The sequence below is a fragment of the Sphingomonas sp. G5 genome (assembly GCF_052660795.1).
In genome coordinates, this window is record NZ_CP109660.1 from 2,058,538 (window position 1) to 2,076,532 (window position 17,995).

Genomic DNA, 17,995 nt, shown 5'->3' on the forward strand with positions numbered 1-17,995 from the left:
CGACGCCCCGCGATTTCCCCGCGCCCGGTCCACCCACCCACCGCCTGCGGCCTCGTGCCGAACCGACCGTCGTGCGCGCGGCGCCCGACGGTGCGAGACTGGAACGATGGACGCCCCCTCCACCAGCGACACGACCGCGACGACCGCCGACCGCCAGATTGCCGACTCGCCGACTGCGGAGCCGCAGCCCGACGCGGTCGAACTCGACGCCCCCAGCAATCGGAAGGCCCCGTTCCCCCGCGGCTTCCTCGAAACGATCTCGACCGGCTGGGCCGAGCACCCCGCCGAGCTCCCCCAGCCGCGCGAGCAGGCCGCCTGGGCCGCGCGTCGCCGCGCCCGCGTGTCGGAGGCGTTCCCCGGTCGGCGCGTCGTCGTGCCCGCCGGTGGTCTGAAGCAGCGCAGCAACGACACCGACTATCCCTTCCGCGCGCATTCCGCCTTCGCGCACCTCACCGGCTGGGGGCGCGACGCCGAACCCGACGCCGTGCTCGTCTTCGAGCCGCGCGACGAGGGTCACGAGGCCGTGCTGTACTTCCGCGAACGGGCCGATCGCACGACGGCGGAGTTTTACTCGGACGCCACGGTCGGCGAATTCTGGATCGGCCCCCGCCCCGCCCTGGACGGCGTCGCCGCCGACCTGGATCTCGCCACCGCACACCTCTCGGACTTCCAGCCCGGTGACCACGACCTCACGGTCGACGTGGACGACGAGGTCACGCGTTTCGTCTCCGAACTGCGTCTGATCAAGGACGAGTACGAGCTCGCCGAGCTGGCGCTGGCCGTCGAGGTCACCGGCCGCGGGTTCGACGACATCGTCGCAGAGCTCCCCCGCATCATCGAGCACCCGCGCGGGGAGCGCGTGGTCGAGGGCGTGTTCCACCAGCGCGCGCGCTCCGACGGCAACAGCGTCGGCTACGACACCATCGCCGCCTCGGGGCCGCACGCCTGCTACCTGCACTGGACGCGCAACGACGGCGCCGTCACGCCCGGCGACCTGATCCTCGTCGACGCCGGCGTCGAGGTCGACAGCCTCTACACCGCCGATATCACCCGTACGCTGCCGGTCTCGGGGACGTTCACCGACATCCAGCGCCGTATCTACGAGACGGTCCGCGAGGCCGCCGACGCCTCGTTCGCCGCCGCGAAGGTCGGCGTCCCCTTCCGTCGTCTGCACGAAGCCGCGATGGAGGTCATCGCCGCGCGGGTCGCCGAGTGGGGTCTTCTCCCCGTGACGGCCGAAGAAGCACTGGACGCCGACAAGGGCGGTCAGCACCGCCGCTACATGGTGCACGGCACGAGCCACCACCTCGGCATCGACGTCCACGACTGCGCTCAGGCCCGCCGCGACATGTACTACGACGGTCTGCTCGAGCCGGGCATGGTGTTCACGATCGAGCCGGGTCTGTACTTCCAGATCGACGACCTCACCGTTCCCGAGGAGTACCGCGGTATCGGCGCGCGCATCGAGGACGACATCGTCATGACGGCCGATGGCCCGGTCAACCTGTCGGCGGGCATCCCCCGCACGGCGGACGAGGTCGAGGAGTGGATCGCCCGGCTGTCGCGATGACGTTCACGCCGCCGGCATCCTTCACCACCCGGCCGACGCTGCGCGGCACCTTCGGGATGTCGGCGTCGACCCACTGGACGGCGACGGCCACCGCACAGGCGGTGCTCGAACGCGGCGGCAACGCGTTCGACGCCGCGTGCGCGGCGGGCTTCGTGCTGCACGTCGTCGAGCCGCACCTGAACGGCCCCGGGGGCGATCTCGTCGCGCTCGTGCGCCCGGCCGGTGCGTCCGAGCCGTCCGTCCTGATGGGTCAGGGGCCGGCACCCGCCGCGGCCACCCTGGAGCATTTCCACGGACGCGGGCTCGACCTCGTCCCGGGCGCCGGCGGCCTCGCTGCAACGGTGCCCGGGGGTGTCGACGCGTGGCTGCTGCTGCTGCGCGATCACGGGACGTGGGAGCTCGGCGACGTCCTCGCCTTCGCGACGCGCTACGCGCGAGACGGCCATCCGCTGGTCGCGGGAGCCGCCGCCACGATCGGCCGGGTCGCCGACCTGTTCCGCGCGCACTGGTCCTCGTCGAAAGACCGATGGATGCCGACCGGCGAGCCGCCCGCACCCGACACGGTGGTCCGCAACCCGGCCTGGGCCGACGTGCTCGACTCGCTCACGGCCGCGGGGACCGGCGCCATCGATCGGGAGTCGCGCATCGACGCCGCGCGCGAGCACTGGATGACCGAGGTGCTCCCCCGGGCGGCGACTTTCCTCCGGGAGCCGCACCGGCACGCCGACGGTCGCGATCATCCCGGCATCCTCGATGCCGAAGACCTGGCGTCGTGGCGGGCGACGTTCGAGCCCGCCGTGTCGGTGTCGTTCCGCGGGTGGGACGTTTTCAAGGCGGGAGCGTGGTCGCAGGGCCCGGCGCTGCTGCAGACGCTTCGACTGATCGAGGACGCCGACGACGTCGACCCCGGGTCGGCGGACGGCGCCCACCTGTTGCTCGAGGCGCAGAAGCTCGCCTATGCCGACCGCGACGCGTGGTTCGGCGACACCGACGACGCCGTTTCGGTCGAGGCCCTGTTGACCGACGAGTACATCGCGGCCCGACGCGCGCTCCTCGGTGCCGACGCGTCGCTCGATCTGCGCCCCGGCTCCCCCGATGGTCGCGAACCGGTCCTGCCGGCTCTGCGGACGACGCACGCCATGGCCTCGGGCTCGACCGGCGAGCCGACGGTCGATCGCTCGGGCCAGACCCGCGGCGACACGTGCCACCTCGATGTGATCGACCGGTGGGGCAATGCGATCTCGGCCACCCCGTCCGGCGGTTGGCTGCAGTCCTCCCCCACGATCCCCGAGTTCGGGTTCTGCCTGGGCACGCGACTGCAGATGGTGTGGCTGGAGCCGGGGCACCCGGCATCCCTCGTCCCCGGTCGTCGTCCGCGGACCACGCTCACCCCGACGCTGCTGACCCGCGGCGACGAGGTCATCGCGATCGGCTCCCCCGGCGGCGATCAGCAGGACCAGTGGCAACTGCCGGTGCTTGTACGGATGCTCGTCGGCGGCTACTCCCCGCAGCAGGCGATCGACGCCCCGACCTTGCACACGACGGCGCTCGTCGACTCGTTCTGGCCGCGCACGTGGTCACCGGCGGGTGCGGTGGTCGAAGACCGTTTGGGCGACGATCTGATCGCCGAGCTCGAGCGGCGCGGGCACCGCGTACGCCGGGCCGGTGACTGGGCGTTGGGCCGAGTGAGCGCGGTCGGCCGAGACGCCGAGGGACTGCTGTGGGCCGCCGCGAATCCGCGGGGCGCGCAGGGGTATGCAGCCGGGCGCTGAGCCCCCGTGCCGTGCCCGCCCACACGTGACCGGTCGCGCAAGCGGACGGCCGCCGCAGAAGCGAGGTCCTCGTCTCTCCCGAGCGGGGCGGGATTCACGCGCGACGCGCACCGACCGATGAATGGTTTCGACCGGACGGCGGGGGCATCCGCCGGGCTGCGCCGATCAGGCCCCGCGCGCGAAGTCCGCGACGACGAGCGCCAGACCGGCGCCGATCTCATCGGCGGGGCGGCGGGCGCCTTTCACCTCGAAAGAGTGGTTGCCGCCCGCGATCCAGTGCACCTGGGCGTTGCGACATGACGCAATCACCTCGTCGAACTGGTCCCGCGGATCGATGAACGGGTCGTTCTCGCCCTCGACGAACAGCTGCGGCACCGAGATCGCCGACAGGTGCTCGCGGCGCGGTTTGTCGGGCCGCCCGGGCGGGTGCAGGGGGTAGCCGAGGTAGACCAGCCGGGCGGGAGCGATCACACCCTCGGAGGTGGCGACGGATGCCATGCGCCCGCCGTACGACTTGCCCGCGGCGACGTAGCGGCCGGGGGCGGCCGAGGCGAGCCAGGCCTGCACGCCCGCCCAGGTGGCGACGGCGTGCGTCGCGGGACCGGGCATGCGCCGGCCCGCCTCGACATACGGGAAGACGAAGCGCAGGACGGAGATGCCCTCGGCGACGAGCGCATCGGTCAGACCGGCCAGGAACGGATGCTCCATGCCGGCACCCGCGCCGTGCGCCAGAGCGACGGTCGCCGAAGAGTCAGGGGCCGCGGACCACAGCCCCGATACCTCGGTGCCGCCCGTCGGCAGCGCGACGGCGATGCGGACGGCCTCGGCGCTCACCGCTCGGTCGGGGCGGGGTGCTCGTCGGAGCTGTCTCGAGCGTCGGCGGGGCGCTCTGCGTTTTCCCGGTCCCCAGCGGTGCGCTCGGACGGGGGCGCGATCCGCTCGCCGTACCGCGGCGGCTCGTCGTCGCGCGGGGAGGGAGCCTGAGTCGGGGCGGGCGGACGCGGCGGAGCGACCGGCGCAGCGGTGCCCGGAGCGACGCGCTCTCCGTACTGCGGAGGAGCAGTGTCAGATGCCACCGGACGCGAGACGACGGCGCCTCCGCCGACGGCCGAGGGCCCGACGATCCCGCGGGCCTTGTGGACGCTCGGGGCCGCGACGCACACGTCGTAGTGGTCGGCGGCGACCTGCATGACCGAGGCGAAGTCGCGGCGGCGACGCACGATCGAATAGGTGCCGATGCTGAGGATCATGCCCAGCGCCATACCGACCAGCAAGACACCGATGAAGGCGGAGATCTGCACGGTCGGCATCCCGAGCACGAAGATGAAGGCGAACAACAGGCCCAGCATGAGGCCGTTCAGCGCCCCCGAGCGGGCCGCCGTGGCGTACCCGAGCCTGCCGGTGATGCGTTCGATCGATCGCAGGCCCGAGCCCACGATCGCGATGTCGCGCGCAGGCACTTCTCCGGCGATCAACGAGGACACGGCTTTCTGCGCCTGCTCGTAGGTCGGGAACGAGGCGATCTTCTCGCCGACCTCGTCGCGACCGGCACCCGGACGCTGCGCGAACATACTCATTTCACCATCCTGTCATGCGCGCCTGACCGTTCCACCGGCGTTGCATAGGAGGCGCGGACTACGCTGGACCAGTGAGCACGCAAAGGGTATTCGTCGCCCGCTTGGCGGGCTGCACGGTGTTCGACCCGGCGGGAGACCGTCTGGGTAAGGTGCGCGACGTCGTGGTGATCTACCGCGCCTCCGCCGCACCGCGCGTCGTGGGGCTCGTCGTCGAGATTCCCGGACGACGACATGTGTTCGTGTCCATCGGACGCGTCACCTCCATACAGGCCGGTCAGGTCATCACGACCGGCCTCATCAACGTGCGCCGTTTCCAGCAACGTGGTGGCGAAGTGCGTGTGATGGCCGAGATGCTCGGCCGCCGCGTCAGCCTGGTCGACGGTTCCGGTACTGCCGTGATCGAAGACGTCGCGATCGAGCGCAACCGGCTCGGCGAATGGGACGTGGGGCAGCTGTTCCTCCGACGCCCGCGCACGAGCGCGTCGCCCTTCGCCAAGGGAGCGACGACCTTCGCGGCCTGGGGCGAGGTGCGCGAGAACCAGACGCCCGGCGAGGCGCAGTCCGCCGAGCAGCTGGTCGCGACCTACTCCGAGCTCAAGCCGGCCGACCTCGCCAACACGCTGCTCGACCTTCCCGAGGAGCGACTCATCGAGGTCGCTGAGGAACTCAGCGATGACCGACTGGCCGACGCCCTCGAAGAAATGCCCGAAGACGAGCAGGTTCACATCCTCGAACAGCTGGGCGATGAGCGCGCCGCCGACATCCTGGATGCCATGGAGCCCGACGACGCGGCCGACCTCCTCGGTCAGCTTCCGGAGTCGCGCTCCGAGCAGCTGCTCGACCTGATGGAACCGGAGGAGGCCGACGACGTCCGCGCCCTCCTGCAGTACGGCCCCGACACCGCCGGTGGTCTCATGACGCCGGAGCCCATCGTGCTCTCGGCCGACGCGACGGTGGCCGAGGCCCTGGCCCTCATCCGCCGGCACGAGCTGCACCCCGCCCTCGCGGCATCCGTCTTCATCACCCTGCCCCCGTACGAGACGCCCACCGGGCGGCTGCTCGGGACGGTGCACTTCCAGCGCATGCTGCGGTACCCGCCGCACGAGCGCCTGGGGGCGATCATCGACGACACGCTGGAGCCGGTCACCGCCGACGCCACCGCGGCCGAAGTCGCGCGCCTGCTCGCGAGCTACAACCTCGTGTCGCTCCCCGTGGTCGATCAGGCGCACCGCCTCGTCGGCTGCGTGAGCGTCGACGACGTGCTCGACTACCTGCTGCCCGACGACTGGCGTACGCACGACAGCGACGATCCGAGACCCCGGACGACCACGAGGTCCACCGCGACCTCGAGCATCCCCCAGATCACCCCGCAGACCCCGAGGAGGCGCTGATGGCACGCACCAACCGCAAGCCCGCTCTCGACGCCCCGCGCGGCCGCACCGGCGTCCTGGCCCCCCGCGCCCCGCAGCCCTCGCGTGACCGCTTCGGACGGTTCACCGAGTGGGTCGCCCGTGCGATGGGGACGCCCACCTTCCTGCTGTCGTTGACACTGTTCTGCGTGGTGTGGATGGGCTGGAACTCGATCGCGCCCGACGAGTTGCGTTTCGACTCCGCAGCGATCGGCTTCACCGCGCTGACACTCGTGCTGTCGCTGCAGGCCTCGTACGCCGCCCCGCTGATCCTGCTGGCGCAGAACCGGCAGGACGACCGCGACCGCGTGCAGATCGAGCAGGACCGGCAGCGCGCCGAGCGCAACCTCGCCGACACCGAGTACCTCGCCCGTGAGATCGTGGCGCTGCGCATGGCGGTGCGTGACCTGACCGACGAGGTCATCACGAAGGACACGCTGCGGGCCGAGCTCAAGGCCGCCCTCGAGCGCCTCGACGAGCACGACGACGCTCCTCGGCCCGCCTCGTGAGCGACGCCCTCACCGAGAGCGTTCGCGCAGCGGTCGCCGCCGTCACCGATCCGGAACTGCGGCGTCCGCTGGGCGAGCTCGACATGGTGCGCGACATCGCCGTCTCGGGCACGACCGCCGAGGTCGGCATCGCCCTGACGATCGTCGGCTGCCCCGCCGCGGATCGCATCGAGAGAGACGTCCGGGATGCCGCGGCCTCGGTCGCGGGCATCGAGGCGGTCGAGATACGGGTCGGCGTGATGTCGCCCGATGAACGGAAGGCGCTCACCGCGAAGCTGCGCGGCGGACGCGCGAAGCGCGAGATGCCGTTCGGGCCGGATTCGCTGACGCGCGTGATCGCCGTCACCAGCGGCAAGGGCGGCGTGGGCAAGTCCACCGTCACCGCGAACCTCGCCGTGGCCCTCGCGGCGAAGGGGCTGCGTGTCGGGCTGATCGACGCCGACGTGCACGGCTTCTCGATCCCCGGGCTGCTCGGGCTCGTCGACGCCGACGGCCTGCCGCCCGCCCCCACCAAGCTCGACGACCTGATCCTGCCGCCGGTGGCGTACGGGGTGAAGGTCATCTCGATCGGCATGTTCCTGCGCCGCCCCGGAGAAGATGCGGCGGGCGCTGTCGCGTGGCGCGGACCGATGCTGCACCGCACCGTGCAGCAGTTCCTCACCGACGTGTTCTTCGGCGATCTCGACGTCCTGCTGCTCGACATGCCACCGGGCACCGGAGACGTGGCCATCTCGGTGGGCCAGCTTCTCCCCCACGCCGACGTGCTGGTCGTGACGACCCCGCAGGCCGCGGCCGCCGAGGTGGCCGTGCGCTCCGGCCTGGTCGCTCGTCAGACCGGCCAGCGCCCCATCGGGGTGATCGAGAACATGGCCGCGATGACACTCCCCGACGGCACGGTGCTCGATCTGTTCGGCGCCGGCGGCGGCGCCGAGGTGGCCCGCGCTCTCTCGAGCGCCGATGCAGACGTGCCGCTGCTGGCATCCGTGCCGCTCAGTCCCGCCCTGCGTGCCGGCGGAGACGATGGGCGCCCGGTGGTGCTGTCGCACCCCGACGACCCGGCCGCGCGCGCGATCGACGCGGCGGCATCGGCCCTGGCCGTTCGTCCGCGTGGCCTGGCGGGCAAGCCGCTGCGACTCGGCGTCTGACCCGAGCCGCTCCCGTCACGAGAACAGGGCGCCGCCGCGAGAACAGGGCGTTTCGCGCCGAATCGGCCTGTTCCGGTGACATCCCCTGTTCTCGTGACACGCCGTCGTCCGACGCCGCCCCAGGCGGAGGATCCTGTCGAAGCCACCGCGCAGACCCCGCCCTTCGACAGGCGGAGGAACCTCCACCCGATTCAGAGATGACTGCCCGGGTCGGCCGCCGAATCCGCGTCAGGTCGCCTCGTCGTCGAACGGCGGCCGCTCACCCGCCACGAAGGGAGCGGATGCCGGCTTCTCGCGCGCCGCGAGGGCTGCGGCGCCCGCGGCGCGCATGGTCGCCGTCGGGGTGTCGTCGAGCAGTGCCTCTCGAATGATGCGGCGCGGATCGTACTGCCGCGGGTCGAGCTTCTTCCAGTCGACGTCGTCGAACTCGGGGCCCATCTCGTCGCGCATGCGCGTGCGGGCACCCTGCAGCGTCTCTTTCGCGCGCTTGGTGAACTTGGCCAACGCTTCCGCATAGCGCGGGAGGCGCTCGGGGCCGACGAGGACCGCCGCAATCACGCCGATCAGCATCAGCTTCTCGATCGTGAGGCCGAAGAACATGCGTCCAGATTACCGGCCTCGCCTAGGGGGTGAGCGACCATCCGCCGTCTAGCCTGATCTGAGGAGGTCCACGTGAGCGGTCATGAGGCGAACGAACGGTTCGTGCAGGAGTCGACGGTCGAGCCCGAGCACATCGCTCGCGCCCGGGCGCACGCACTCGAGCTCGGAGCGGCGCCGATCAGCCCCGCGGTCGGAGCGCAGGCGGCCGTGATCTCGGCGGCATCCCGCGCTCTCAACATCGTCGAGGTCGGCACCGGCGGCGGGGTCTCGGGACTCTGGCTGCTGCACGGCTCCCCTCGCGCGACCATCACGACGATCGACAGCGAGCCCGAGCACCTCGGAGCCGCACGGTCCGCGTTCCTCGACGCCCGGGTACCCGCCGCACGGGCCCGGTTCATCACCGGTCGGGCAGCGGATGTCCTCCCGCGCATGAACGAGGCCTCGTACGACATCGTCTTCATCGACGCCGATCCCGAGGGCGTCATCGAGTACGTCGAGCACGGCCTGCGCCTGGTGCGCGCCGGTGGCACGGTCCTCATCCCGCGAGTGCTCGCGCACGGTGCGGCCGACCCGGTTCGCCGTGACCCGGTGACCACGGCCTACCGCTCTCTCATCCAGGAGGTGCAGTCCTCCCCCGCTGTCATCGGCGCGCTGTCGACCACCGGCGAGGGTCTGCTGCAGCTCACCACACGGCCGCCCGAGGACTGAGCCTCCCCCAGTGCACGAAGAAGGCCGGCCCCCGCGGGGACCGGCCTTCTCTGCGTCGATGGGCGTCACGCGGTGACGACACCACCGAGCACGTCGTAGAGTTCCTTCGCCTCGGCGTCGTTCACCGAGACGACGAGTCGCCCGCCGCCCTCGAGCGGCACGCGCACGATGATCAACCGGCCCTCCTTCACGGCCTCCATCGGTCCGTCGCCGGTACGCGGCTTCATGGCTGCCATCGCGGCCCCCTTTTCGTCGTTGGTCTGCCTGAGAAGTTTACCGGTATCCCGCGTGGCGAGTCGTACCGAGCGGGCAGCAAGGGTCGACGGGCCTCAGGGAATCTGCCAGTACGCGTTCGCGAGGGCGTACATGTTGTAGATCCACCACCACTGTCCGAGCAGCGCCACAGCGAGCACCGCGAGCCTCCACCCGCGGGACCGGGGCACCGCCAGAGCCCCCCAGAGCGGCGAGATCGGCACCAGCAGCCGGAAGATACTCGACTGCGGGAAGAACACCAGCAGCAGGTAGACCAGGTAACTCGCCGACCACAGCCGTACTTCGATGCCGAGGCGCTTCACCTGCGGCGAGAACAGCAACAGAGCGGCCACGGCCAGCACGAGCAGCGCGAGGAACACGTACCCGGTCACGGCGCCCAGCCCCCAGCGGGTGAACCAGAACCCGGCGGCCTGCACGAACCCGTCGAAGGGGACGAACCCGCCGTTCGAGTCCCCGAGCCAGTTGCGTCGCCAGGCCAGTTCCGTGGCCAGGTACGCGCCCGGGTCGCCGGTGACGAACCCCGCGATCGCCTGCCACGCGAATCCGACGACGACCGAGAGCCCGCCGAGCGCCACGAGGTGCGCGATGTCGCGTGTCGGCAGCGGATCCGCGCGTCGACGGAAGAGTCGATGGATGCCATAGAGCCCGAGGAACAGGGCGAAGGCCAGGATGCCGGGACGCGTGAATCCCATCGCCGGCACGAGGAGGTACAGCCAGGCCCACTGGCGCCGCTGGACGCACCGGAGGGCGAGGAAGAGGAAGAAGAGGAACAGCGCCTCGGCGTAGCCCACCTGGAACAGGGCGGCCAGCGGCCCGCACGCGAAGAAGATCACGGCCCACATCGCGGCCGACGCGCCGATGCGTTCGCGCAGCAGCGAGTGCAGCACGAGACAGGCGCCGTAGCCCGCGGCCAGCGAGATCGCGACGGCCCCCGCGCCCCACGACCCGAGCAGGAAGCCCAGTCCGGCCGAGAGATACGAATACAGAGGCATGAACGCCCAGGCGTTCTCGGCGACGTGACCGCCGGCGGCGAGCGGCAGGTCCACCGGGTACCCCGAGACGGCGGCGAACCAGTACCACTGCGCATCCCACCCCAGGGCGAGCTTTTCGAGCGAGGGGGCGATTCCGTAGCGCGAGCCCGGGCCCGACAGCGCCGACGCGAGAAGGAAGAAGCCCGTCGTGACCACGCGCGCCACGGCGTAGACGATGGCGATACGTGCCGCCACGGGCAGGCGATCCGCCCATCCGACCCGCGTGCGCGTCGTGGCCGCGGTGGTCACGACCCGCTCAGCCAGGCACGCAAGCCGCGCTCGACGGCGTCGATCTGCGCGAGCGGCACGCGCTCCTCGTCGTGGTGCGCGAGGTGCGGGTCACCGGGGCCGTAATTGACGGCCGGAATGCCGAGGGCCGAGAACCGCGCGACATCGGTCCAGCCGTACTTGGGTTTCGGCGTGGCGCCCACGGCATCCACGAATTCCTTCGCGAGAGCCGCGTCGAGGCCGGGGCGAGCGCCCTCTGCCACGTCGACGATCTCGACGTCGAAACCGGTGAACACGTCGGTGACGACACGGGTCGCGGCTGCGGCGTCACGGCTCGGAGCGAAGCGGTAGTTGACCTCGACGGCGCAGGCGTCGGGGATGACGTTGCCCGCGACGCCACCCGAGATGCTCACGGCGTTGAGCCCCTCGCGGTAGACCAGTCCCTCGACCTCGATCTCGCGGGCGCGGTACTCTGCCAGGCGCGCGAGGATCGGGGCCGCCTTGTGGATCGCGTTCTCACCGATCCACGATCGCGCGCTGTGGGCGCGGACACCTTCGGTGCGAACGATCGCACGGAGCGTTCCGTTGCAGCCGCCCTCGACCTCGCCGTTGCTGGGCTCGCCCAGGATGGCGAAGTCGCCCTCGAACAGATCCGGGCGGTTGCGCGACAGCCTGCCGAGGCCGTTCAGGGCGGAGTCGACCTCTTCGTGGTCGTACCACATCCACGTGATGTCGACCGGGGGCTCGGTGAGCTCGGCGGCGAGCTTCAGCTGCACCGCGACACCGGCTTTCATGTCGACCGTCCCGCGCCCCCAGATCACGTCGACGCCGTCGACAGAGCGGTCCTCCACCGGGAGGTTGCCGTTGATCGGCACGGTGTCGATGTGCCCGGCGATCACGACGCGACGGTCGCGACCGAGGTTGGTCCGGGCGACGATCGTGTCGCCATCGCGAATGATCTCGAGGTGGGCGTACGCGGAGACGGCGGCCTCGATGGCATCCGCGAGAGGGGTCTCGTCTCCCGAGACGCTGGGGATGTCGCAAACGGCCCGGGTGAGGGCGGCCGAGGACTGGGTGAGGTCGAGCGCGGGCATGCCCCGATCTTCCCACAGGCAGTGCCCCAGTACCCTGGGACGGTGAGCAACGAACGACGCATCAGTGCTGCCGGCCTCTCGACGCGGACCACCGGGGGCACGGTGCTCGACGCCTGGTTCCCGAACCCTGTCCTGGGCGATTCGACAGACTTGGATGCCGAGAAGGCGGCGCTCGAATCCTCCGCGGGCCCCGATGAGCGACGCGGTGTCGTCGTCGAGAGGGTGGCGCTCACGATCGACGCCGACGAGCCCCCCGCCTCGACCGCGGACGCCTACCTGCGTCTGCACGCGCTGTCCCACCTGCTCGTGCGCCCCAACGAGATCAACCTCGACGGGATCTTCGGCCACCTCCCCAACGTCGCCTGGACCAACGGCGGTCCCGTGCACCCCGACGACGCGGCTCGACTGCTGCCGCAGCTGAAGCGTCACGGCATCGAGCTGCAGGGCCTCGACAAGTTCCCGCGCCTCACCGACTACGTGCTCCCCGCGGGCGTGCGCATCGCCGATGCCTCGCGCGTGCGCCTGGGCGCGCACCTCTCCCCCGGTACGACCGTGATGCACGAGGGCTTCGTCAACTTCAACGCCGGCACGCTCGGTTCGTCGATGATCGAGGGCCGCGTCTCACAGGGCGTCGTCATCGGCGACGGCACCGACATCGGCGGCGGAGCCTCGATCATGGGTACCCTCTCGGGCGGCGGAACCCACCGTGTCTCGATCGGCGCGCGCACCCTCCTCGGTGCGAACGCGGGCATCGGCATCTCGCTCGGTGACGACTGCGTCGTCGAGGCCGGTCTCTACGTCACCGCCGGCACGAAGGTGCGCGTCGGCGACGAGACGGTCAAGGCGGGCGAGCTGTCGGGTCGCGACGGCATCCTGTTCCGCCGCAACTCCCTCACCGGCGCCGTCGAGGCCTCGGCCCGCGCCGGTGTCGGTGTGACGCTGAACGAGGCTCTGCACGCCTGAGGCCTGCTCGCGAGGGCGTTTTTCGGATCGCCTCAGTCGCGCACCCGCACCGACAGGCAGGTCACGCAGCCCTCGAGCTTCTCGAACTCGCTCACATCGACGGTCACGACCTCGAGGCCGCGGAACCGGTGCTCGTCCGCCGTCGCGGGGGCGTCCGACGACATCAGCACCGTGTCGTCGTTGAGCACGACCACGGCCGTGCCGTGCTCCTCGGGCACCCCCGCGAACACGGGGAACAGCGACGGATCGTCGACCAGCGGCTCGAACCCCACGACCGTGCCATCGGGAAGCGCCGTCACCCCCGACTTCAGGTGCAGCACCTTCGTGACCGGGATCTCGCGGACCTCCCACCCGCGCGGCTCGAGCAGCGCCCGCAGCTGGGCGATGCCCTCGGCGTTCGTCCGCGACGACGCGCCCACGTAGACGGTCCGTCCGACCTTGAGCACGTCGCCCCCGTCGAGGGTTGCGGGTTCGACGATCTCGGCAAGCTCGATTCCGGATGCCGTGACCCCGGCGCGCACGCTCTCCGCCTCGCCGCGGCGCGAGACGGCGCCGGCCCGGCAGAGCACGGCGAGGTCGCCGAAGACGACGACCGCATCCTCGACGAACACCCCGTCGGGATGCTCATCGGCCGGGTCGATCTCGACGATCTGCCACCCACGGGTGCGGAAGGCATCGACGTACCCCTGCCACTGCTGCAGGGCGAGAGAGGCGTCGACCGGCACACGGTCGAGGTGCGTCAGCTCCCCTTCGGCGAGCGACGGGGAGGGGCGGCGGACGATCAGACGCGGCATGACCCGACCCTACTGGGTGGCCTCGTCGACCCCCGCGCGGGAGGTGCGGCATCCACTCCCCCGCCCCGCTACCCCACGTCCCGCTTCGCGCGGGGCATGTTCCGCTTCGTGCGACAACAGGCCCCTCAGGCGGCGGCATCCGCCCTCCCGCCACGACAGACGAAGCACGCACAGCGAGACGCCCCGCCCCTCGCGAGAGGGACGGGGCGGCGATCCTGTCAGCGCAGGTGCTGCTCGTCGAGCTCGAGCGACTCGGCGGCATCCGCCCCGCCCTCGTCGATGACGCGCGGCGGCCAGGCACGGAACACGAGCACGGCCCCCACCCCGGCGATCGCCACCGTGACGAGCGGAGCCAGCGAGGTGAGGACTCCCGCGTTGACCTCGGTGAGCACGATCCCCACCGCCGCGGCGACGATCCAGACGATCGCGCCCGGGGTGATGGCCGAGAGGCGATCGCGCCTCACCTCGGGGAGCGCCCCCGAAGCGCGGGTCAGCGCGATGGCGACGAGCGCGATGGTCACCCACGCGGTGACGAACACTCCCTGCCAGGCGAGCGCTTTCAGCAGCCACGTGACGACGTTGGTGAGCATGAGCAGGTACGCGATGCCGCCGCTGACGATCACCCAGACCCAGCGCGGCAATGCCAGGCGGAACACGCGCGTCGCGAAGGCATCGAGGTTGGTCGAGGCCAGGTAGTAGTTGGCCGTGTTGATGCGCGTCTGCGACACGAAGATCACGAGCAGGCCGAAGAAGCCGAGCGTGCCGAGGAAGGCGTCGACGACTCCGGTCTCGCTCCCCTCGTGCCCCGTGGCCGCGATCACGTAGATCCCGATCAGTCCGTTGACCGCGAACGTGAAGAGGTAGAACACCCACCCGAAGGTGATCGTGCCGTGGAACTTCCGATCGGCCGGGCGACCGAGACGGGCGTAATCGAAGGTGTACATCATCATGATCCAGACGCCCATGTAGATGAGGTACGAGGTGAGCCAGCCGGGCAGCGGCCCCGCCGCGGCGACATCGAAGATCGCCGTCGGGGCGCCGTGCTGCACGGTCGCCGCGACGACGACGGCGACGAGGCCCACGACGTAGATGGGGAGCAGGATGCCGTTGAGCCGGTCCAGCCACCGTTGCACCGGGCCCACCGCGAGCGGGATCGCGTACACGACGACCAGGAGATACCAGAGATTGATCTGTCCGCCGAAAGACTTCTGCAGGGCGACGGCGATGATCGAGCCCTCGAAGACGGCGTAGTAGATCGCCGTCGCCGCGAAGATCAGGGTGGCCAGGGCCGAACCGAGGATGCCGAACAGGCTGCGGGAGAACAGCTCGACGGTGAGACCCGTCCGAGCGGCGTACCGCGACAGCACGAGGTTGACCACTCCGTAGGTCGCCACCGTCAGCGCCATGCCGATGAGCGTGTTGCCGAGGCCCACCGCGCCGGCGGAGGCGACGGCGACGTAGATCCAGAACATGGCCGAGAACAGGGCCCACCAGGCCATGGTGAGCGACCACCGCGGGACACGATCGGTGTCGCGGACGAGGTACGACGAATACGACAAAGAGACCTCCAAGGGAGAGGGTCGGGTGAGCTCGCTCGGAAGGTCAGCGAGGCCGGTCGTACAGCGGAGGACGACCGAGGGGCGCTGGCGAGTTGTGGAGGAGTCTATGGACGCGGGTCGCGGCGGCCGCATGGGCTATTCGCCACAGTTCTCGCCTGGTCTTGTGCAGAACGCTCAACGCCGCCCGCACCGGATCGTCGTCACCCCGCGTGGCGCAGCCGGAACGCCAGGAGGAGGACGGCGCGAGCCTGCCCGTCTTCGAGGTCTACGCCCAGCAGCGTCTCGATGCGCCGCATGCGGTACGCCAGGGTGTTCCGGTGAATGAACAACCGCTCGCATACCGCCCTCGTCGAGCCGCTCGTCTCGAGATACACCTCGAGCGTCTCGAGCAGCACCGGCTCGGCGTCGGCGAGGGGTTCGAGGGCGCGACGCGCCAGTGTCGCCACGCCCGTTCGCGGCAAGCCCTCGACCAACGAGAGCAGATCGGCGACCGGTGCCGGCGCGACTCCCGACTGCATCGGTGCGCGCCGCGAGACCTGCAGGGCGATCGCGATCTCATCGAACGCGAGGTCCCGGTTGTAACGCACGTCGAGCCCCGTCTCGACGTCCGCGACCTCGGCGAGGACGTCCCCGAGAGGGCGGTCGTTGCGCGCACCCTGCGCGAGCAGCGTCGCCCGATCGGCTTCGTCGTAGAACCGGACGCGGGCGTACTCCCGCTCCAGGAGCACCCGCAGCCTCCAGGTCAGCAGGCGCAGCGTCGCCAGCGAGACCTCCTCGGGCCGCCGCACCGTCACCGCGTCCCACGGCGCCTCGGGGACGAACCCGGCGGAGACGGCCGCCGCGCGCTGATGCTCGAGGTCGGTGCGCGCGTCGAGCAACGTCTGGAAGAACACCCCGGCCGACTGCGAGTGCATCGGTGAGCGGGCCGTCAGGGTATTCGACAACTGCATCGCCACGACGGCGAGCGCCGGTCCCAGAAGCGGCTGGAGCAGCATCGTCTCGTCGCGCGCTTCGACAGCCAGCTGGAAATGCTGGTGCTCACCGCCGGGCAGGCGCAGTCTCGCCCGCGTGGTGCGGCCGGGCTCGTTTCGCGACTCGCCCGCAGCACCGATCTCGAACCCCGCGGGATCGAGCAGCTGAACGCGTCCGCCGACCGTGTCGCTGAGCCGGCGCAGGAGTTGATTGAGGGGCGCCCCTTCGGTCGCCTCGTGGATGCAGTCGTCGGCGAGCTCCCACCCACGGCGGGCGATCTCGTAGCGCTCGGCGGCGAGCTCCTGCCAGACGTGGCGAGACAGCTTGATCAGCGGAAAGTCGGGGGCGAGCTCGATCAGGGGCAGGTCGTAGTGCGAACACGCGAGGGCGAGTCCCTCGGGGATCGAGGCGTGCACCGGGCCGAGTCCGAACCCCAGGGCGGTCGCTCCCGCGCTCACGATCCGCTCGACGTACGCGTCCCAGGTGCGCACGTCGCGCACGTTCATCCCCATTCCGAGAGTGAGGACGAGCTCGCCCCGGGCCAGGTACGGCGAGGGGTCCATCAGCTCGGACTGCGAGCAGCCCGTGACGTTGCGCTCGAGACGATCCGACGGCGGGTCGCCGACGAGACGGAGTCCGAGAATCTCGTCGCCGATGAGGTCCGCGAGTCGCATTCGCGCCGTCCTCCCCCGCCGTCGACCGGAACACGTTGTGCACCTTGAACAATCGAACAGTCGATGTTGAGCATACGGCCGAGAGGACCCGGCATCCCGGAAACGTACTCTGTGGGAATGTCCCAGCACTTCACGATCAACGCCGATATGGGCGAGGGCATCGGTCTGCACCGCTTCGGGTACGACGCCGACCTCATGCCTCTCGTCGACCTCATCAACGTCGCGTGCGGATTCCACGCCGGCGACCCCCAGGTCATGCGGACGACGGTCTCGCTCGCCGCGGAGCACGGGGTACGTGTCGGCGCGCACCCCGGCCTTCCCGACCTCGTCGGCTTCGGGCGGCGACGCATGGCGCTGACCCCCGACGAGGTCGACGACCTCTTCACCTACCAGGTGGGAGCCCTCTGCGGCTTCCTCGAGCGCGCCGGGCACCCGCTGTCGCACATCAAGCCCCACGGCGCCCTGTGGGGAATGCTCGCCGACGATCCCGAGCTCATGCGTGCCGCCGCTCGTGCCACCAAGGCCTTCGGCGTTCCGTTCCTCGGATTGGCGGGCACCGCCCACGAAAGCGTGTGCCGCGAGGAGGGCGTGGACTTCGTCGCCGAGATGTACGTCGACATGGACTACGACGCTCGCGCTCGACTCATCCTCACGCGGTCCGCGCACGAGACCGATCCGGCCGCGGCCGCCGAGCGCGTCTCTCGCGCCATCCGAGGCGAGACCGTCGCCGCCGCCGACGGCACCCCGTTGACCCTGAGCTTCCAGACCGTGTGCGTCCACTCCGACGCACCCTCCGCCGTCGTCGTGGCCCGCGCCGTTCGCGAGGTCCTCGACGATCACGACCGCTCCACCACGTCCCCTGAAGGAGACAACGCATGACCGACATCATCTCGCCGCTTCCCGGTGTGTTCTATCGCCGTCCGGGTCCGGGCAAGGACCCCTACATCGAGACGGGCGACACCGTCGAGGCCGGTCAGACGATCGGCGTCATCGAGATCATGAAGCAGTTCTCCGAGATCCCCGCGCCCGTTGCCGGCGTCGTGGGCGAGTTCCTCGTCGCCGACAACGGCGCGGTCAACCCCGGCGACGTGATCGTCACCATCTCCGAGACGTGAAC

At 70.7% G+C, this 17,995-nt stretch carries 18 protein-coding genes; 9 read left to right on the forward strand and 9 right to left on the reverse strand.

Translation table 11 applies throughout. The features are described 5' to 3' along the window. The first annotated feature begins 106 nt into the window (after positions 1 to 106). Together NE358_RS10010 and NE358_RS10015 are read left to right on the forward strand one after the other, a co-directional pair. Positions 107 to 1,570, forward strand: a complete 1,464-nt coding sequence (locus NE358_RS10010) for an aminopeptidase P family protein (protein ID WP_289938121.1) — start codon at positions 107 to 109, stop codon at positions 1,568 to 1,570. Further along, entirely contained in the window at positions 1,567 to 3,342 is a 1,776-nt protein-coding gene (locus tag NE358_RS10015) for a gamma-glutamyltransferase family protein (RefSeq protein WP_289938123.1), read from the forward strand. The genes NE358_RS10010 and NE358_RS10015 overlap by 4 nt, the downstream gene beginning before the upstream one ends. A gap of 165 nt (positions 3,343 to 3,507) precedes the next feature. On the opposite strand, the gene NE358_RS10020 is transcribed toward NE358_RS10015, so the two are convergent. Further along, positions 3,508 to 4,176, reverse strand: a complete 669-nt coding sequence (locus NE358_RS10020; protein ID WP_258027982.1) for an alpha/beta hydrolase family protein — start codon at positions 4,174 to 4,176, stop codon at positions 3,508 to 3,510. Then, complete coding sequence (locus tag NE358_RS10025) at positions 4,173 to 4,919, reverse strand: YflT domain-containing protein (protein WP_289938124.1); 747 nt, start codon at positions 4,917 to 4,919, stop codon at positions 4,173 to 4,175. Before NE358_RS10025 ends, NE358_RS10020 begins: the two co-directional genes overlap by 4 nt. Positions 4,920 to 4,990: 71 nt before the next feature. Between NE358_RS10025 and NE358_RS10030 the strand changes: the two genes are divergently transcribed. The 3 genes from NE358_RS10030 to NE358_RS10040 are packed head-to-tail and all read left to right on the forward strand — an operon-like array spanning position 4,991 to position 7,982. Further along, positions 4,991 to 6,310: a magnesium transporter MgtE N-terminal domain-containing protein gene (locus tag NE358_RS10030; protein WP_103210890.1), complete on the forward strand. Its 1,320-nt coding sequence runs from the start codon at positions 4,991 to 4,993 to the stop codon at positions 6,308 to 6,310. After that, entirely contained in the window at positions 6,310 to 6,837 is a 528-nt protein-coding gene (locus tag NE358_RS10035; RefSeq protein ID WP_103210891.1) for a DUF1003 domain-containing protein, read from the forward strand. Before NE358_RS10030 ends, NE358_RS10035 begins: the two co-directional genes overlap by 1 nt. Then, positions 6,834 to 7,982 carry an Mrp/NBP35 family ATP-binding protein gene (locus NE358_RS10040; protein WP_103210892.1) on the forward strand — a complete coding sequence of 383 codons (1,149 nt, stop codon included), beginning with the start codon at positions 6,834 to 6,836 and terminating at the stop codon, positions 7,980 to 7,982. Before NE358_RS10035 ends, NE358_RS10040 begins: the two co-directional genes overlap by 4 nt. 228 nt (positions 7,983 to 8,210) lie before the next feature. Here the strand turns inward: NE358_RS10040 and NE358_RS10045 are convergent, their stop codons facing one another. Further along, entirely contained in the window at positions 8,211 to 8,582 is a 372-nt protein-coding gene (locus NE358_RS10045; protein ID WP_103210893.1) for a twin-arginine translocase TatA/TatE family subunit, read from the reverse strand. A 72-nt stretch (positions 8,583 to 8,654) separates the two neighbouring features. Between NE358_RS10045 and NE358_RS10050 the strand changes: the two genes are divergently transcribed. After that, positions 8,655 to 9,290 (forward strand): O-methyltransferase, encoded by a 636-nt coding sequence (locus NE358_RS10050; RefSeq protein WP_289938126.1) that lies wholly within the window; start codon positions 8,655 to 8,657, stop codon positions 9,288 to 9,290. A 65-nt stretch (positions 9,291 to 9,355) separates the two neighbouring features. Here the strand turns inward: NE358_RS10050 and NE358_RS10055 are convergent, their stop codons facing one another. The 3 genes from NE358_RS10055 to dapE form a co-directional block, all read right to left on the reverse strand. Next, positions 9,356 to 9,526, reverse strand: coding sequence for a DUF3117 domain-containing protein (locus NE358_RS10055; protein ID WP_074615842.1), 171 nt, complete (start codon positions 9,524 to 9,526; stop codon positions 9,356 to 9,358). 93 nt (positions 9,527 to 9,619) lie between these two features. Next, positions 9,620 to 10,843 carry a putative hexosyltransferase gene (locus NE358_RS10060; protein WP_289938130.1) on the reverse strand — a complete coding sequence of 408 codons (1,224 nt, stop codon included), beginning with the start codon at positions 10,841 to 10,843 and terminating at the stop codon, positions 9,620 to 9,622. Next, positions 10,840 to 11,916: a succinyl-diaminopimelate desuccinylase gene (dapE, locus tag NE358_RS10065; RefSeq protein ID WP_103210896.1), complete on the reverse strand. Its 1,077-nt coding sequence runs from the start codon at positions 11,914 to 11,916 to the stop codon at positions 10,840 to 10,842. The genes NE358_RS10060 and dapE overlap by 4 nt, the downstream gene beginning before the upstream one ends. 42 nt (positions 11,917 to 11,958) lie before the next feature. Between dapE and dapD the strand changes: the two genes are divergently transcribed. Continuing rightward, the gene (gene dapD / locus NE358_RS10070; protein WP_289938133.1) at positions 11,959 to 12,879 is read left to right on the forward strand and encodes a 2,3,4,5-tetrahydropyridine-2,6-dicarboxylate N-succinyltransferase; all 921 of its coding nucleotides are present in this window, start codon (positions 11,959 to 11,961) and stop codon (positions 12,877 to 12,879) included. Positions 12,880 to 12,911: 32 nt separating this feature from the next. On the opposite strand, the gene ddaH is transcribed toward dapD, so the two are convergent. The 3 genes from ddaH to NE358_RS10085 all read right to left on the reverse strand — a co-directional run bounded on the left by ddaH (position 12,912) and on the right by NE358_RS10085 (position 16,878). Beyond that, positions 12,912 to 13,673, reverse strand: a complete 762-nt coding sequence (ddaH, locus tag NE358_RS10075; protein ID WP_289938135.1) for a dimethylargininase — start codon at positions 13,671 to 13,673, stop codon at positions 12,912 to 12,914. Positions 13,674 to 13,891: 218 nt separating this feature from the next. Further along, the gene (locus NE358_RS10080) at positions 13,892 to 15,244 is read right to left on the reverse strand and encodes a purine-cytosine permease family protein (RefSeq protein WP_289938138.1); all 1,353 of its coding nucleotides are present in this window, start codon (positions 15,242 to 15,244) and stop codon (positions 13,892 to 13,894) included. Positions 15,245 to 15,432: 188 nt separating this feature from the next. Next, positions 15,433 to 16,878 (reverse strand): PucR family transcriptional regulator, encoded by a 1,446-nt coding sequence (locus tag NE358_RS10085; RefSeq protein ID WP_289938140.1) that lies wholly within the window; start codon positions 16,876 to 16,878, stop codon positions 15,433 to 15,435. Positions 16,879 to 16,995: 117 nt separating this feature from the next. Between NE358_RS10085 and pxpA the strand changes: the two genes are divergently transcribed. Both pxpA and NE358_RS10095 read left to right on the forward strand, forming a co-directional pair. Continuing rightward, positions 16,996 to 17,757: a 5-oxoprolinase subunit PxpA gene (pxpA, locus tag NE358_RS10090; protein WP_289938141.1), complete on the forward strand. Its 762-nt coding sequence runs from the start codon at positions 16,996 to 16,998 to the stop codon at positions 17,755 to 17,757. Continuing rightward, the gene (locus NE358_RS10095) at positions 17,754 to 17,993 is read left to right on the forward strand and encodes an acetyl-CoA carboxylase (RefSeq protein WP_279366688.1); all 240 of its coding nucleotides are present in this window, start codon (positions 17,754 to 17,756) and stop codon (positions 17,991 to 17,993) included. Before pxpA ends, NE358_RS10095 begins: the two co-directional genes overlap by 4 nt. The last annotated feature ends 2 nt before the right edge of the window (positions 17,994 to 17,995 follow it).

Bases quoted from the DNA above. Each gene is read 5' to 3' on its own strand.
- dapE (WP_103210896.1), bottom strand. From the start codon at position 11,916: ATGCCCGCGCTCGACCTCACCCAGTCCTCGGCCGCCCTCACCCGGGCC.
- NE358_RS10010 (WP_289938121.1), top strand. From the start codon at position 107: ATGGACGCCCCCTCCACCAGCGACACGACCGCGACGACCGCCGACCGC.
- NE358_RS10015 (WP_289938123.1), top strand. From the start codon at position 1,567: ATGACGTTCACGCCGCCGGCATCCTTCACCACCCGGCCGACGCTGCGC.
- pxpA (WP_289938141.1), top strand. From the start codon at position 16,996: ATGTCCCAGCACTTCACGATCAACGCCGATATGGGCGAGGGCATCGGT.
- NE358_RS10085 (WP_289938140.1), bottom strand. From the start codon at position 16,878: ATGCGACTCGCGGACCTCATCGGCGACGAGATTCTCGGACTCCGTCTC.
- NE358_RS10025 (WP_289938124.1), bottom strand. From the start codon at position 4,919: ATGAGTATGTTCGCGCAGCGTCCGGGTGCCGGTCGCGACGAGGTCGGC.
- NE358_RS10095 (WP_279366688.1), top strand. From the start codon at position 17,754: ATGACCGACATCATCTCGCCGCTTCCCGGTGTGTTCTATCGCCGTCCG.
- NE358_RS10055 (WP_074615842.1), bottom strand. From the start codon at position 9,526: ATGGCAGCCATGAAGCCGCGTACCGGCGACGGACCGATGGAGGCCGTG.
- NE358_RS10045 (WP_103210893.1), bottom strand. From the start codon at position 8,582: ATGTTCTTCGGCCTCACGATCGAGAAGCTGATGCTGATCGGCGTGATT.
- ddaH (WP_289938135.1), bottom strand. From the start codon at position 13,673: ATGCCGCGTCTGATCGTCCGCCGCCCCTCCCCGTCGCTCGCCGAAGGG.
- NE358_RS10035 (WP_103210891.1), top strand. From the start codon at position 6,310: ATGGCACGCACCAACCGCAAGCCCGCTCTCGACGCCCCGCGCGGCCGC.